Origin of the sequence: Streptomyces sp. NBC_01390, from assembly GCF_045040105.1 — a bacterium.
In the GTDB taxonomy this organism is placed as follows: domain Bacteria; phylum Actinomycetota; class Actinomycetes; order Streptomycetales; family Streptomycetaceae; genus Streptomyces.
Genome location: NZ_CP109551.1, coordinates 3,141,320 through 3,157,020, shown reverse-complemented (window position 1 = coordinate 3,157,020; position 15,701 = coordinate 3,141,320). Strand labels below are relative to the sequence as shown.

Annotated in this window: 10 protein-coding genes; 6 read left to right on the top strand and 4 right to left on the bottom strand. The window is 71.0% G+C overall.

Going from position 1 to position 15,701, the window contains the following annotated elements; translation table 11 throughout:
• Positions 1 to 46: 46 nt before the first annotated feature.
• Positions 47 to 2,326 (bottom strand): FdhF/YdeP family oxidoreductase, encoded by a 2,280-nt coding sequence (locus OG241_RS14080; protein ID WP_405815667.1) that lies wholly within the window; start codon positions 2,324 to 2,326, stop codon positions 47 to 49.
• Between the two features lie 201 nt (positions 2,327 to 2,527).
• On the opposite strand from OG241_RS14080, the gene polA reads away from it, so the two are divergent.
• Entirely contained in the window at positions 2,528 to 5,254 is a 2,727-nt protein-coding gene (gene polA / locus OG241_RS14075) for a DNA polymerase I (protein WP_405815666.1), read from the top strand.
• Positions 5,255 to 5,653: 399 nt separating this feature from the next.
• A complete protein-coding gene (locus tag OG241_RS14070; RefSeq protein ID WP_405815665.1) occupies positions 5,654 to 5,989 on the top strand; it encodes a hypothetical protein in 336 nt (111 codons plus the stop codon).
• Here OG241_RS14070 and OG241_RS14065 read toward each other — a convergent pair.
• The gene (locus OG241_RS14065) at positions 5,947 to 6,864 is read right to left on the bottom strand and encodes a DUF4184 family protein (RefSeq protein ID WP_405815664.1); all 918 of its coding nucleotides are present in this window, start codon (positions 6,862 to 6,864) and stop codon (positions 5,947 to 5,949) included. The two genes, OG241_RS14070 and OG241_RS14065, sit on opposite strands and share 43 nt — an antisense overlap.
• 430 nt (positions 6,865 to 7,294) lie before the next feature.
• Between OG241_RS14065 and OG241_RS14060 the strand changes: the two genes are divergently transcribed.
• The 3 genes from OG241_RS14060 (at position 7,295) to OG241_RS14050 (ending at position 10,392) form a co-directional block, all read left to right on the top strand.
• Entirely contained in the window at positions 7,295 to 9,061 is a 1,767-nt protein-coding gene (locus OG241_RS14060) for a lytic transglycosylase domain-containing protein (protein WP_405815663.1), read from the top strand.
• Positions 9,062 to 9,234: 173 nt separating this feature from the next.
• Positions 9,235 to 9,369: an SPW_0924 family protein gene (locus OG241_RS14055; protein WP_319093656.1), complete on the top strand. Its 135-nt coding sequence runs from the start codon at positions 9,235 to 9,237 to the stop codon at positions 9,367 to 9,369.
• Positions 9,370 to 9,399: 30 nt separating this feature from the next.
• Positions 9,400 to 10,392 carry a DUF3068 domain-containing protein gene (locus OG241_RS14050; protein ID WP_405815662.1) on the top strand — a complete coding sequence of 331 codons (993 nt, stop codon included), beginning with the start codon at positions 9,400 to 9,402 and terminating at the stop codon, positions 10,390 to 10,392.
• Here the strand turns inward: OG241_RS14050 and hrpB are convergent.
• Both hrpB and OG241_RS14040 read right to left on the bottom strand, forming a co-directional pair.
• The gene (gene hrpB, locus OG241_RS14045) at positions 10,382 to 12,907 is read right to left on the bottom strand and encodes an ATP-dependent helicase HrpB (protein ID WP_405815661.1); all 2,526 of its coding nucleotides are present in this window, start codon (positions 12,905 to 12,907) and stop codon (positions 10,382 to 10,384) included. The genes OG241_RS14050 and hrpB overlap by 11 nt on opposite strands.
• A gap of 73 nt (positions 12,908 to 12,980) precedes the next feature.
• On the bottom strand, positions 12,981 to 13,793 hold the full coding sequence (locus OG241_RS14040; RefSeq protein WP_405826201.1) for a class I SAM-dependent methyltransferase: 813 nt from the start codon (positions 13,791 to 13,793) through the stop codon (positions 12,981 to 12,983).
• A 383-nt stretch (positions 13,794 to 14,176) separates the two neighbouring features.
• On the opposite strand from OG241_RS14040, the gene rpsA reads away from it, so the two are divergent.
• The gene (rpsA, locus tag OG241_RS14035) at positions 14,177 to 15,682 is read left to right on the top strand and encodes a 30S ribosomal protein S1 (protein ID WP_006381002.1); all 1,506 of its coding nucleotides are present in this window, start codon (positions 14,177 to 14,179) and stop codon (positions 15,680 to 15,682) included.
• The last annotated feature ends 19 nt before the right edge of the window (positions 15,683 to 15,701 follow it).

Genomic DNA, 15,701 nt, shown 5'->3' with positions numbered 1-15,701 from the left:
GGTGCGGCGTCCGCACGTCCTGTGTCCTCGTCCACTGAGCAAACGCTCAGTCGGTGGCCGATTGTTCCAGACGCACGACCACGGATTTGCTGGCCGGGGTGTTGCTGGTGTCGGCGGTGGCGTCCAGGGGGACCAGGACGTTGGTCTCCGGGTAGTAGGCCGCCGCGCAGCCCCGCGCTGTCGGGTAGAACACGATCCGGAACCCGGGCGCCCGCCTTTCGACGCCGTCCTTCCACTCGCTCACGAGATCGACGTACGACCCGTCCGCGACGCCCAGAGCCGTCGCGTCCTCGGGGTTGACCAGGACGACCCGGCGGCCGTTCTTGATGCCCCGGTAGCGGTCGTCCAGGCCGTAGATCGTGGTGTTGTACTGGTCGTGCGAGCGCAGGGTCTGCAGCAGCAGACGGCCCTCGGGAAGCCGGGGGAACTCTACGGGCGCGGCGGTGAAGTTGGCCTTGCCGGTGGCCGTCGGGAAGCGGCGTTCGTCGCGCGGGGCGTGCGGGAGCGCGAAGCCTGCCGGGTCGGCGACGCGCGCGTTGAAGTTCTCGAAGCCCGGGATCACGCGCGCTATGCGGTCACGGACCGTGGCGTAGTCCTTCTCGAACTCCTCCCAGGGCGTGCGGGACTCCTCGCCCAGCACCCGCCGGGCCAGCCGGGCGACGATGGCCGGCTCGGAGAGGAGCTGCGTGCTCGCCGGGTCCAGGCGGCCCCTGGAGGCGTGCACCATGCCCATGGAGTCCTCGACCGTCACGAACTGCTCGCCACTGCCCTGGAGGTCGCGCTCGGTGCGGCCGAGGGTCGGCAGGATCAGCGCACGCGCGCCCGTGACGACGTGCGAGCGGTTCAGCTTCGTCGACACGTGCACGGTGAGGCGGGCGCGGCGCATGGCCGCCTCGGTGACCTCCGTGTCGGGGGAGGCGGAGACGAAGTTGCCGCCCATGGCGAAGAAGACCTTCGCGTCGCCGTCGCGCAGGGCGCGGATGGCCCGTACGACGTCGTAGCCGTGTTCGCGGGGCGGGGCGAAGCCGAACTCCTTCTCGAGGGCGTCCAGGAAGGCGGGCGCGGGGCGTTCGAAGATGCCCATGGTGCGGTCGCCCTGCACGTTCGAGTGGCCGCGCACCGGGCACACGCCGGCGCCCGGGCGGCCGATGTTGCCGCGCAGGAGAAGGAAGTTGACCACTTCGCGGATGGTGGGCACGGAGTGCTTGTGCTGGGTCAGGCCCATCGCCCAGCACACGATGGTGCGTTCGGAGGCCAGCACCATGCCGAGGGCTTTCTCGATCTCCGCGCGCGTGAGGCCCGTCGCGGTGAGGGTCTCGTCCCAGTCGGCGGCGCGGGCCGCCTCGACGAACTCCTCGTAGCCGTGGGTGTGTTCACGGACGAAGTCCTCGTCGACCGCGCCCTCGGTGTCCAGGACGAGCTTGTTGAGGAGGCGGAAGAGTGCCTGGTCGCCGCCGATGCGGATCTGCAGGAACAGGTCGGTGAGGGCGGCGCCCTTGAGCATGCCCTGGGGGGTCTGCGGGTTCTTGAAGCGTTCCAGGCCCGCTTCGGGCAACGGGTTGACGCTGATGATCCGCGCGCCGTTCGCCTTCGCCTTCTCCAGGGCGGAGAGCATCCGGGGGTGGTTGGTGCCGGGGTTCTGGCCGGCGACGATGATCAGATCGGCCTTGTAGAGGTCCTCCAGGAGGACGCTTCCCTTGCCGATGCCGATGGTCTCGTTGAGCGCGGAACCCGATGACTCGTGGCACATGTTCGAGCAGTCGGGGAGGTTGTTCGTGCCCAGTTCGCGGGCGAACAGCTGGTAGAGGAAGGCCGCCTCGTTGCTGGTGCGGCCCGAGGTGTAGAAGAGGGCCTCGTCCGGTGAGGCGAGGGCCTTCAGCTCCTCGGCGACGATGTCGAAGGCGCGGTCCCAGGAGACCGGTTCGTAGCGGTCGGCGCCCTCGGGCAGGTACATGGGGTGGGTGAGGCGGCCCTGCTGGCCCAGCCAGTAGCCGCTGCGGCCGGCCAGGTCGGTCACGGTGTGGGCGGCGAAGAACTCCGGGGTGACGCGGCGCAGGGTGGCTTCCTCGGCGACGGCCTTCGCGCCGTTCTCGCAGAACTCCGCGGCGTGCCGGTGCTCGGGCTCGGGCCAGGCGCAGCCCGGGCAGTCGAAGCCGTCCTTCTGGTTGACGCGCAGGAGGGTGAGCGCGGTGCGGCGGACGCCCATCTGCTGCTGGGCGATGCGCAGGGTGTGGCCGATGGCGGGCAGTCCTGCCGCGGCGTGCTTGGGGTCGGTGACCTGCGGCGCGTCCTGGACCGGATCACTCTTGGGCGGCTTGCTGGCCATGGCTGAGCCCCTTCGCTTGCACGTGTGTCTCCGCACGTGGATCTCCGCTTGCGCGTGGTGGCCGTGGGCATTGGTTCGCCTGCGTAAGTGCCACCTGTTCGATCCTCGCACGGGCGTGCCGCAACGGCGTAGAGGGTCCTGGAGCGGCCGGGGCGGCCCGGGCGGCCCGCGTTGTCAGTGGCACGTGGCAGGATCGGGGTCGTGGCAGAAACAGCATCGAAGAAGACCGAGAAGACCTCCGGCCCGGGCCGCCCCCGGCTGATGCTCATGGACGGGCATTCGCTGGCGTACCGCGCGTTCTTCGCGCTGCCCGCGGAGAACTTCACGACCGCGTCGGGCCAGCCGACGAACGCGATCTACGGCTTCGCGTCGATGCTCGCCAACACGCTGCGCGACGAGTCGCCCACGCACTTCGCGGTGGCGTTCGACGTGTCCCGCAAGACCTGGCGCTCCGAGGAGTTCACGGAGTACAAGGCGAACCGGTCGAAGACGCCGGACGAGTTCAAGGGGCAGGTCGAGCTGATCGGCGAGCTGCTCGACGCGATGCACGCGGAGCGGTTCGCCGTCGACGGTTTCGAGGCTGACGACGTCATCGCCACGCTGACCACGCAGGCCGAGGCCGAGGGCTTCGAGGTGCTGATCGTCACCGGCGACCGGGACTCCTTCCAGCTGGTCACCGAGAACACGACGGTGCTGTATCCGACGAAGGGCGTATCCGAGCTGACCCGGTTCACCCCGGAGAAGGTCTTCGAGAAGTACGGGTTGACGCCGGCCCAGTATCCGGACTTCGCGGCGCTGCGCGGCGACCCGTCCGACAACCTGCCGGGCATTCCGGGGGTCGGTGAGAAGACGGCGGCGAAGTGGATCAACCAGTTCGGGTCGTTCGCGGAACTGGTCGAGCGGGTCGACGAGGTCAAGGGCAAGGTCGGGCAGAACCTGCGGGACCACCTGGATGCCGTCAAGCTCAACCGGCGGCTCACGGAGATGGTCCGGGACGTCGAACTCCCGAAGACGGTCACGGACTTGGAGCGTGCGGCGTACGACCGTACGGCGGTGGCCGTGGTCCTCGACACCCTGGAGATCCGGAACCCCTCGCTGCGCGAGCGGCTGCTGGCCGTCGACCCGGGCGCCGAGGAGGCCGAGGCCGGACCGGTGGCCGAGGCCGGCGTCGAGGTCGACGGGACGGTGCTCGGCGCGGGCGAGCTGGCCCCCTGGCTCACCGAGCACGGCACACAGGTGCTCGGCGTCGCCACGGTCGACACCTGGGCGCTGGGCAGTGGCTCGGTCGCCGAGGTCGCGCTCGCCGCGGCCGGGGGAGCGGCGGCCTGGTTCGACCCGGCGGAGCTCGACGAGGCGGACGAGAACGCGTTCGCGGCCTGGTTGGCCGACGCGGACCGGCCCAAGGTGTTCCACAGCGCCAAGGGCGCGATGCGGGTCTTCGCGGAGCACGGCTGGACCGTGGCCGGGGTGAGCATGGACACGGCGCTGGCCGCGTACCTGGTGAAGCCGGGCCGGCGTTCCTTCGACCTGGACGCGCTGTCCCTGGAGTACCTCGGCCGTGAACTGGCGCCCGCCGCGACGGCGGACGGCCAGCTGGCCTTCGGTACGGACGAGGGCGCGGAGGCCGATTCCCTGATGGTGCAGGCCCGCACGATCGTCGACCTGGGCGAGGCGTTCGGTGAGCGCGTCCAGGAGGTCGGCGCGGCGGATCTGCTGGGGGACATGGAGCTGCCGACGTCGGCGCTGCTGGCCCGCATGGAGCGACACGGCATCGCGGCGGACCGGGCCCACCTGGAAGCCATGGAGCAGATGTTCGCGGGCGCGGTGCAGCAGGCGGTGAAGGAGGCGCACGCGGCGGCCGGCCACGAGTTCAACCTCGGCTCGCCCAAGCAGCTCCAGGAGGTCCTCTTCGGCGAGCTGGGCCTGCCGAAGACGAAGAAGACCAAGACGGGCTACACGACGGACGCGGACGCCCTGGCATGGCTCGCGACGCAGACGGACAACGAACTGCCGGTCGTCATGCTCCGCCACCGCGAGCAGGCGAAGCTGCGTGTCACCGTCGAGGGCCTGATCAAGACGATCGCGGCGGACGGCCGTATCCACACGACGTTCAACCAGACGGTGGCGGCGACGGGCCGACTGTCCTCCACGGACCCCAACCTCCAGAACATCCCGGTCCGCACGGACGAGGGCCGGGCCATCCGTCGGGGGTTCGTGGTCGGCGAGGGCTTCGAGTCGCTGATGACGGCGGACTACAGCCAGATCGAACTGAGGGTCATGGCCCACCTCTCGGAGGACGAGGGCCTCCTGGAGGCGTTCACGTCCGGTGAGGACCTGCACACCACGGTCGCCTCCCAGGTGTTCGCGGTGGACCGCTCGGCGGTGGACGCGGAGATGCGCCGCAAGATCAAGGCGATGTCCTACGGTCTGGCGTACGGTCTGTCGGCCTTCGGCCTGTCCGGACAGCTGAACATCGACGCGGGCGAGGCACGCGGCCTGATGGACACGTACTTCGAGCGCTTCGGCGGCGTACGGGACTATCTGCGCCGGGCGGTCGACGAGGCACGGGCGACCGGCTACACGGAGACCCTGTTCGGCCGCCGCCGGTATCTCCCCGACCTGAACAGCGACAACCGCCAGCGCCGCGAGATGGCCGAGCGCATGGCCCTGAACGCCCCGATCCAGGGCACGGCGGCGGACATCGTCAAGATCGCCATGCTGAACGTGGGCCGGGCGCTGGAGGAGACCAAGCTCAAGTCCCGCATGCTGCTCCAGGTCCACGACGAAATCGTCCTGGAGATCGCCCCGGGCGAGCGCGAGGCAACGGAGGAGCTGGTCCGCCGCGAGATGGCGGGCGCGGTGACCCTCCGGGCACCCCTGGACGTTTCGGTGGGCTCGGGACTCGACTGGGAGTCGGCCGCGCACTAGCAGCTCCGCTGGGTTGGCGGTCACACGGGCGGTTCGTTGGCTGCGGGTGCGGGTGCGGGTGCGGGTGCGGGCTGCCGGCGGCCGGGGCGGTCTCGTCGCGCCCGCGCGATCCAGGCCCAAGGGCCCACGCCCCTGACAACAGGTCGGGTGCCGCATCCGGCACCCGACCTGGCCCGGTCCGCCTTGTCGTCAGCCGCGGGTCGGACCGAGCCTGCAGCCGGAAGCGGGCGGGTTGTTTCGGGTGCCCCGGCTCGGCGCCGGTGCGGGGCGGCGGCTTCGGTGGTCGTCCGGGGGCCAGGAACTCGTCCCGGACGACTCTCCCCGACGTCCCGCCGGGTCCGTCACCCGCGTGGCCCCCGCGAAGACGCCTCGCCACGGCCCGCCCGACAGGATGCGGGCATGGGTATACGCACGCTCATCCGCCGAACGGCCCTCATACGGGCCTCCCCGGTACCGGCAGTCGCGGCCGACGCGAGCACCGCCCGCATTCCCGGCAGCAGCCCGGTCACCGACCCCCTCGGACGCCGTGCGGACGCCCTCCGGCGCGCACTCGCGCCGCACCCCCGTACTCGCCGTACCCTCCGTGCCCACCTCGGGCCACGCTCCGGCCCGCCGGTGTCCGGCCGCGCCCGGACCTGGCGCCTCTGGGCCGGCTGGGGGCGAGGCTGGCTGCGCCGCCCGCTCCGCGGCGGTCAGCGGGAACCCGCACGGCCTCCGGCCCGCCCGCCGGCGTGATCCCGCGTCTCCTCCGCCGAGAGATCCGGGTCTTCCGTCCGGAGGCTACGGCCTTCGGCGGCACGAGCCCCCGTCCGCTCCCCGGGACGCCAGGCCCTGACACCCACCGCGTACAGGACCAACCCCGACAGCAGACCCGCCCCCACCCCGAAGCACAGCGTCGGGATCACCTCCCAGAGCTTCGCCTGCGCGCCCCAGTGCGCCCACCAGCGCAGCACCCGCTGTACTGCGCCCACCGCCGCGCAGCCGCCGATCACGGCGCAGGCCAGCCACCGGTCCCGTACCGACAGCACCGGTACGCCGGTCGGTTCGCCCGCGCCGGTCCGCCGTAGCGCGTAGTACACGAACCCCGCGATGACCACCGCGGCCAGCGCCGAACTGCCGTACTGCAGGTACCAGTACAGAGGTGAGCCCCGCAGGTCGCTGTCGAGGAAGGGGAACAGCCGCACCCCCCACCGGTCGTGGTGTGTGAACGCGTCCCAGACGACGTGGGTGAGGGCGCCGAAGGCGGCCGAGGCGTACCACCGGAGTGCCAGGGACGGTGTCACGCGCGCGCGGGGAGTGCCGCAGCGCAGCAGGGCCGCCGTCCGGCTCTGCCCGGCGTGTGGCAGCAGGGCCACCAGCGGTTCGCGCAGGAACAGCCACAGGGCGACCAACGCCCAGGCGACGACCACGTCGATCGTGAAGACGCCCGGGAAGGAGTGGGTGACCTCGCCGAACTCCATGGCCCGGGGAAGGACGCTCGCCGCGAAATAGGTCAGGTCGGGAGAGAAGGAGCCGGCGACCAGTACCGCCGGTATCAGTCGGCCGCGGCCGGTTCCGTCGGCGCGTACGGCGGGCAGTACGGCCGCCGCGTGGCTGAGAGTGAACGGCAAAGGGGCTCCCTGGAGCGGAGGTTGGCGAGGGCGAACCGTCCCGGTGATCACCGGCGTCCAGTATGCGGGACGCCTACAACCTGCGGCGGGGGTTACGAGTCAGTAGGGGAGATGCGGGAACAGCCGCATGCGGGCCACCCGGGTCCGCGGCACGCGAGAGAATCACAGTTGGCCAATCGGTGAATATCGGGCACGAACGGGTGTCCGTGCAACACAAGTTGTCGTAGGGTCGCCTGGGTCGGCCTGCTGGGGAGCATGGACGAACGCGGGCGCGCAATGCAGGCGTAACACACGAACAAGGCGTGGAATCGGGCGAAATGGCCGATTCGCAAGGCTGACCGAGATTGGTCGGGACTGGTCGAGATCGGCCGCGACCGGACGAAAACAGGCGGAACAGGGCGACTTGTCGCCCACGGGAGGGGTTCTCTGTATGGCGGCGTACATCGGCAGGAGGCTCCGCAAGGGGGCGGCGACGACCGCCGTGGCCGCACTCGCGGTCGCGGCTCTGTCCGCGTCCCAGGCGCCGGGGGCGACGGTCGACGACCAGGGCAGACAGACCGCCAGTGACTCCCAGCCCACGTCGGAGGCGACGGCCGACGACAGTGCGAGCGCGACCGGTAACTCGCCGCCGTACTACACGGACCTTCCACCGCTCCGCAGTCCGAACCCCAGTCCGAGCCCGGCGCAGTCGTCGGTCATAGGCACGCCGGTCTCGATCGGCGAGGCCGAGGCCGGCATACCCGCGACCGTCCTCGACGCCTACAAGAAGGCCGAGACGGCACTGGCCACGGCCAAGCCCGGCTGCAACCTTCCCTGGCAGCTGCTCGCGGCCATCGGCAAGGTCGAGTCCGGTCAGGCCCGCGGCGGCCGGGTGGACGCGAACGGCACCACGACCAGCCCGATCCTCGGCCCGCAGCTCGACGGCAACGGCTTCGCGCTCATCAAGGACACCGACAACGGCGCCTACGACGGCAACAGCAGCTACGACAGTGCCGTCGGGCCCATGCAGTTCATCCCGTCCACCTGGGCGTGGGCGGGCCGCGACGGCAACGGCGACGGCAGGAAAGACCCCAACAACGTCTACGACGCGGCGCTCGCCGCCGGCCACTACCTGTGCCGGTTCGGCTGGGACCTGTCGACGCAGGCCGACCTCAACCGGGCGATCCTCAGCTACAACAACTCGACGGAGTATCTGAACCTCGTCCTGTCGTGGCTGGAGTACTACCGCAAGGGCATCCACGAGGTTCCGGACGGCACGGGACCGCTGCCCGCGGGCAGCGGTGGCGGCAACTCCGGGGCGAGCCCCACTCCGTCGCCGGGCGGGACGACGCCGAGCCCCGGCCCCAGCACGCCGGGGACGAGCACCCCGCCCCCGGCGAAGCCGGGCAAGCCCACCGTGCCGACCCCGATCCCGGTGCCCACACCCACGCCCACCGACACGGTGGACCACCTGGAGGACGCCGGGACCGCCAAGCTCACCGCGATGGCGGGGGACGCGTTCACCAAGAGGATCAGCACCCGCGCGGAGACCTCCGCAGGCAAGGCGGTCGGCAAGGTCAGGATCCGCTTCACGATCATCGGCGACACGGACACCACCTTCACCGGCGGTGAGAGCGTGGCCACGGTCGTCACCGGCAGCAATGGAGTCGCCGTCGCGCCCGCGCTCAAGGCGGGCGAGAAGACGGGCGACTTCACGGTCCGCGCGATCGTCGTCGGCCGTACGGTCACCGGCGTCGACTACACGGCCTCCGTCACCGCCCGCGCCGCCGACACACTCGCCCGCACCGGCACCACCGCGCTCACCTGCGTGGCGGGCGGCGAGTTCGCCGACCAGGTCGAGGTCAAGGCGACGTACGACGGCGCCCTCGCGGACAACGTCGCGGCCACCGCGACCCTGGTCACCTCGGCCGACGACGCGACCGTGAACGACAAGGGCCCCTACTTCAAGGACGCGGACGGCAAGACGGTCCGCACCCTCACAGGGCTCAAAACGGACGCGAACGGCCTGCTCAAGCTGCCCAAGCTGTACGCCGACGACACCGCCGGCACCTTCCTGCTCCGCATCACCACCACCGGCGGCGCCACCCTGACCGTCCAACTGACGGTGACGGCGGCACCCACCCCGACGGAATCGGCGGGACCGACGGCTCCGACCGAGTCGGCCGACCCCTCGGCCTCCGCCTCCCCGAGCGCATAGGCCGCCAACTCCGCTCAACCGTCCCACGTTCATATGCAGGAAAGCGGCACCCCGTTCACGGCGAGGGGGGCCGCTTTCCTGCGTACGAGTTGTTCTCATCTCCGCCGACCGTTGCTACGGTGCCCCGACCTGACACCCCGTCAGGCAACCGTCGGCAGCCGGGGAGGCCCCCTATGCGAGCCCTGATCGCCGCAGCGACCGGCCTCGCCCTCGCGTTCGCGCTCGTCCTCACGATCACGGCCCTGGGCACGCCGACGGGCACGACGTCCCCGAAGCCGCTGCTCACGACCGTTCCGCCACATCCGTAGCCGCCGCACCTCTTTGGGAGGGAGGCCGAGATGCGCCGAAAGTCCGGCCTGATCCTGCTCGCCCTCGCCGTGTTCTTCGCGGCGCTGTCCCCTCTGATGCGCTGGTACGCCTTCCCGCGCCTCGCCAAGGTCCCGGCGAACCAGTACACGGACATGGTCCTGGAGGCGAAGGACGCGACCCTTCTCGACTACGACTCGTTCCAGGCCAAGAAGGTCTCCAAGGTCACCATCGTGCAGACCCTCAAGGGCAACGTCGAAGCCTCGGAGAAGATCGAGAAGACGGCGGGGCAGGACGTGGTCGTCTGGGACGGTCTCTCCTACGTCCAGGGACCCGACGGGAAAATGGTCTCGAAGATCCCCGAGCGCTACATCTTCGACGCACACACCCAGGAACCGGTGCACGCCACCGGGGAGATGGTCGACGGCGACCCGGTGAAACGGGAGGGCATCGAGTTCAAGTGGCCCTTCCTGACGGAGAAACGGGACTACGAGTACTTCGACGCGCAGGCCCGGGTGACCGCCCCCATCCACTACAAGGGCACGCAGAAGTTCCGCGGCGTCTCGGTCTACTACTTCGAGCAGACCATCCCGTGGACGAAGGTTCCCTTCCCCAAGGACCTGCCGATCAAGGGCGTCACCGCGGAGACGGTCGCCGCGACGGGTATGACCCGCTGGTACACCACGGTCCGCAAGTTCTGGGTGGAACCGGTCACCGGAGCGCCCGTCTACGGCGAGGAGATCCACCAGGAGGAACTGCGCGGAGGCGCTCTCCTGAGGGGGCGCGACAAGGTGACGGCCTTCTCCGGGCACGTGAAAATGCGCGAGGACTACATCGAGTCGACGGTCGCCCTCGTCAAGTCCCAGCGTGTACTGGTCCTGCTGCTGACGTCGTACCTCCCCTGGGGCTTCCTGGCCCTGGGCGTGCTCCTGCTGGCCCTCGCCCTCTACCTGGAGGCCCGCGGCCGCAGGCCCACCGACCCCGTCCCCACGGAGACCTCCGTCCCCGAGCCGGTCACCGCCTGAGCCGCGCGTTCGTGTGCCGGGTCGGCTCGGCGGTCGCCGGGTCCTCGGGCCACGGATGCTTCGGATACCGGCCGCGCAACTCGGCACGAACGCCCTTGTAGCCGTCCTGCCAGAAGGAGGCCAGGTCGGCGGTGACGGCGGCGGGCCGCCCGGCGGGCGACAGCAGCTGGACGACAATCGGCACACCGGCCACGGCGGGCGACTCCCGCAGGCCGAACATCTCCTGCAACTTCACGGCGAGCACGGGCCGTTCGGGATCGGAGTAGTCGATCCGGATCCTGGACCCACTCGGCACGGTCAGCCGCTCGGGCGCCAGCTCGTCCAGCCGCCCGGCCTCCCCGGAGGCCCACGGCAGAAGCCGGTTGAGTGCCTGCCCCGCCTCGATCCGCCCCAGGTCGGCCCGCCGCCGCGCCCGGCTCAGCTCGGGCTCCAGCCACTCGTCCACGCGTGCGTGGAGGGCGTCTTCGGAGACATCGGGCCATGGATCGCCCAGGCGCAGGTGAAGAAAGGCGAGCCGCTGCCGAAGGGTTCTGGCGTCCGCGGACCACCGCAGCAGCCCGAGCCCGTCCCGCCGCAGGCCCTCAAGAAGCGCGTCGCGTACGAGTACGGGGTCGGGGTCGCGCAGGGGGCGCACCGCCAGCTCCACCGCCCCGAGCCGCTCGACCCGCCGGGCGACGACGTCCCCGTCCGCCCAGTGGACCTCCTCGCCCGTGGCATGCAGGGCGCTGGCCGCCGACCGCGCGGTGTCCTCGTCGACGGTGGCGGCGAGCCGCACGCGCGCGTGCCCGGCCCCGACCGGCCGGTCCGCCACGGCGACCGCGATCCAGGGGGCGCCGCGCAGCGCCGAACCGTCACCGGCCTCGGCCCGGGTACCGGACACCATCAGATACGAACCGCCCTGAGCCCTGGCGACCCGCTCGGGAAAGGCGAGCGCGGCGACGAGCCCGACCGCACGGTCGTCCCCGGCAGCCGCGGCGGAGCCGTCGGCGGATTCAGGACGCTCGGCGGCCGGCGCCGCCGAGCGCAGCCTGCGGGCCTCCGTCCGCCAGCGGGCCGCGTACGCGTCGTTCCCGCGCCGGGCCGCCCGCCAGGCCGCCGCCAGATCGTCGCCGTACTCCCGGGGCGGCTCCTCGCTCAGCAGCGCGACCACCTCGGCGGCCCGGGCCGTGCCCACCGCCGGCGCCGCGTCCAGCAGGGCTCGGGCCAGCCGGGGGTGCAGGCCGAGGCGGGACATTCGCACACCCCGGTCCGTGGGCCGCCCCGCCGCGTCCACCGCGCCGATCGCCGTCAGCACCGCCCGGGCCGCCGCCATCGCACCGCCCGGCGGCGGATCCAGCAACGCCAGCCCGGAGGCCTCGGGATCGCCCCAGCAGGCCGCCTGGAGGGCGAACGCCGTCAGGTCGGCCACCTTGATCTCCGGAGACGGAAAGCGCGTCAGGCGCGCGTCCTCGGCCTCCGCCCAGCAGCGGTACACCGCGCCCGGCGCCTCACGCCCCGCCCGCCCGGCCCGTTGCCGCCCCGCCGCCTGCGAGGCCCGTACCGTCGTCAGCGCGCTCAGCCCGCGCGCGTGGTCCACCCTCGGCTCCCGCGCCAGCCCGGAGTCCACGACCACCCGCACCCCCGGAACCGTCAGCGACGACTCCGCCACGGACGTCGCCAGCACCACCCGGCGGCCCGCTCCGCCCGACAGCACGGCGTCCTGCACCGCGGCCGGTGCCCGCCCGTGCACCTGGAGCACCTCCACCGCGGGCCCGAGGTCCCGCAACTGGCCCGCCACGCGCGCGATCTCCCCCACACCGGGCAGGAAACACAGGACGTCCCCCGCCCGCTCGGCCAGTGCCCTCCGGACAACCGAAGCCACCTGCGTCAGCAACGCCGGGTCGACGCGCATACCGTGCGGCGGCCGTACAGGACGCGCCGGCGGCGCCCACACCACCTCCACCGGATACGACACACCTGCGGCCTCGACCACCGGCGCGCCCCCCAGCAGCCCCGCCCAGCCCTCGGCGTCGGTCGTCGCCGACGCCGCCACCAGCCGCAGTTCCGGGCGCAGCGCCGCCCGTACGTCGACCAGGAACGCCGCCGTCGTGTCGGCGTCCAGATGCCGTTCGTGACACTCGTCGAGCACGACGACATCGACGCCCGGCAACTCCTGGTCCCGCTGCAACCGTTGCAGCAGCACACCGGTCGTGACGACCTCCACGCGCGCGCGTGGCCCCACCACGCGCTCCCCGCGCACGGTGTACCCGACGCTTCCGCCGACCTGTTCGCCCAGCAGCCACGCCATCCGCCGGGCCGCCGCCCGCGCGGCGATCCGCCTCGGCTCCGCGACGACGACCCGCCGCACCGGGCCGCCGGACTCCAGCAGCCCCGCCAGGGCCAGCGGCACCAGCGTCGTCTTGCCGGTCCCGGGCGGCGCCACGAGGACGGCGGCGCCGTGCGCGTCGAGCGCGTCGGTCAGGTCGGGCAGGGCGCCGCGTACGGGCAGGACGTCCAGGGCGTCGTAACGGATCACGCCCCCAGTGTCGTACGTCCGCGCAAAGCGCCCTCCACGCGTGCGTGGAGGGCGCTTTGCGCGGACGGTCTTCTCAGTCGCGCTCGCAGACGAAGATCGCTGTCCCGGGAATGAGGTTGCCGCGCAGAGGGGACCAGCCGCCCCACTCGGAGGTGTTCCAGGCCGGCCACTCCGGCTCGACCAGGTCGACCAGGCGGAAACCGCCCGCGACGACGTCCCGGACGCGGTCGCCGAGCGTCCTGTGGTGCTCGACGTACACCGCGTTGCCGTCGTCGTCCTGCTCGACGTACGGGGTGCGGTCGAAGTACGAACCCGAGACGGACAGGCCCTCGGGGCCGGGCTCGTCGGGGAACGCCCAGCGGACCGGGTGCGTCACCGAGAAGACGAAACGACCACCCGGGCGCAGCACCCGGCGGACGTCGCGCAGCACCAGCACCGGATCGGCGACGAAGGGCATGGCCCCGTATGCCGAGCACACCAGGTCGAAGGAGCTGTCCGCGAAGGGCAGGGCGCCCGCGTCGGCCTCCACCAGAGGGACGCCGCCACCGATCCGCAGGGCGTGCTGGAGCTGGCGGTGGGAGAGGTCCAGGGCCACCGGGCGGGCGCCCTGGGCGGCCAGCCAGCGTGAGCACTGGGCCGCGCCGGCACCGATCTCCAGAATGTCCTTGCCCTTGAGGTCCTCGGCCGGGCCGAGGAGTTCGGCCTCCACCTCGTCGAGGCCCTCGGGGCACCAGACGAAACGGTCGTCGCCGAGGAAGGTGCCGTGCTCGTTCTGGTAGTCGTCCGCGTTCCGGTCCCACCAGCCCCGGTTGGCCCGGGAGCTCTCGGTGACTCCGGCGGACCGCCGGGTGGCCTCCGGCTCGGACGATTCGGGCTCTTGGATGATCGGCTCCCTCGTATTAGTGTGCGGTCTCTTCCGCCAGACCTGTCCCGGCGGCCGTCACCCTTGGGGCGTCATCACGCCCTCGTGGCCTCCTGGGACACGTCTTGTGCCGGGTATGCGGCGATCCGCCCCGGGTGTGCGCCTTCGCGCATTGACCCTGCCCGGCTGCCCCCGTATGCTACAAGTTGCGCTGCGGGCCTGCGCACCTCAGACCTAGCAGGTTGCGCTCGCATCTGTATGTATGTCCCCTCGGTTGTCGAGGCGCCACCGGATCTTCGGGTCCCGGTGTGGCGCTTCCTTGGCTGTCCGGCCTTCTGCAGAGCGAAACGGGCTCCCGGCGCAAGCAGTACCTACGACTCTCTGTCCGTACCGGAGCCCTTTCCCACATGACGAGCAGCACCGAGATCACCGCCACCACTCCGCAGGTTGCGGTCAACGACATCGGTGACGAGGAAGCATTCCTCGCCGCTATCGACGAGACGATCAAGTACTTCAACGATGGTGACATCGTCGACGGCGTCATCGTCAAGGTTGACCGGGACGAGGTTCTCCTCGACATCGGTTACAAGACCGAAGGTGTCATCCCGAGCCGTGAGCTCTCGATCAAGCACGACGTCGACCCGAACGAGGTCGTCAAGGTCGGCGACGAGATCGAAGCCCTTGTTCTCCAGAAGGAGGACAAGGAAGGCCGCCTGATCCTCTCGAAGAAGCGCGCCCAGTACGAGCGCGCCTGGGGCACCATCGAGAAGATCAAGGAAGAGGACGGCATCGTCACCGGTACCGTCATCGAGGTCGTCAAGGGTGGTCTCATCCTCGACATCGGCCTCCGTGGCTTCCTGCCGGCCTCCCTCGTCGAGATGCGTCGAGTCCGCGACCTCCAGCCCTACGTGGGCAAGGAGCTCGAGGCGAAGATCATCGAGCTGGACAAGAACCGCAACAACGTGGTCCTGTCCCGCCGTGCCTGGCTCGAGCAGACCCAGTCCGAGGTGCGCCAGACGTTCCTCACGACCCTGCAGAAGGGTCAGGTCCGCTCCGGCGTCGTCTCCTCGATCGTCAACTTCGGTGCCTTCGTGGACCTGGGTGGCGTCGACGGTCTCGTGCACGTCTCCGAGCTCTCCTGGAAGCACATCGACCACCCCTCCGAGGTTGTCGAGGTCGGCCAGGAAGTCACCGTCGAGGTCCTCGACGTCGACATGGACCGCGAGCGTGTCTCCCTGTCGCTGAAGGCGACGCAGGAAGACCCGTGGCAGCAGTTCGCCCGGACGCACCAGATCGGTCAGGTCGTCCCCGGTAAGGTCACGAAGCTCGTTCCGTTCGGTGCGTTCGTCCGCGTGGACGAGGGCATCGAGGGTCTGGTCCACATCTCCGAGCTGGCCGAGCGCCACGTGGAGATCCCGGAGCAGGTCGTCCAGGTCAACGACGAGATCTTCGTCAAGGTCATCGACATCGACCTCGAGCGTCGCCGGATCTCGCTGTCCCTGAAGCAGGCCAACGAGTCCTTCGGTTCGGACCCGGCCTCGGTCGAGTTCGACCCGACGCTGTACGGCATGGCCGCGTCGTACGACGACCAGGGCAACTACATCTACCCCGAGGGCTTCGACCCCGAGACCAACGACTGGCTCGAGGGCTTCGAATCCCAGCGCGAGGTGTGGGAGAACCAGTACGCCGAGGCGCAGCAGCGCTTCGAGCAGCACCAGGCTCAGGTCATCAAGTCCCGCGAGGCCGACGCCCAGGCGGAGGCCGAGGGCACCAGCACCACGGGTGCGGCTCCGGCCGCTTCCGGCGGTGGCGGCGGCTCGTACTCCTCGGAGTCGGACGACACGTCCGGTGCCCTGGCGTCGGACGAGGCCCTTGCGGCGCTCCGCGAGAAGCTGGCCGGTGGCCAGAGCTGATCGCTGCCGCTTGACTCAG

Bases quoted from the DNA above. Each gene is read 5' to 3' on its own strand.
- OG241_RS14060 (WP_405815663.1), top strand. From the start codon at position 7,295: ATGGCGGCGTACATCGGCAGGAGGCTCCGCAAGGGGGCGGCGACGACC.
- OG241_RS14050 (WP_405815662.1), top strand. From the start codon at position 9,400: ATGCGCCGAAAGTCCGGCCTGATCCTGCTCGCCCTCGCCGTGTTCTTC.
- OG241_RS14070 (WP_405815665.1), top strand. From the start codon at position 5,654: ATGGGTATACGCACGCTCATCCGCCGAACGGCCCTCATACGGGCCTCC.
- OG241_RS14080 (WP_405815667.1), bottom strand. From the start codon at position 2,326: ATGGCCAGCAAGCCGCCCAAGAGTGATCCGGTCCAGGACGCGCCGCAG.
- rpsA (WP_006381002.1), top strand. From the start codon at position 14,177: ATGACGAGCAGCACCGAGATCACCGCCACCACTCCGCAGGTTGCGGTC.
- OG241_RS14055 (WP_319093656.1), top strand. From the start codon at position 9,235: ATGCGAGCCCTGATCGCCGCAGCGACCGGCCTCGCCCTCGCGTTCGCG.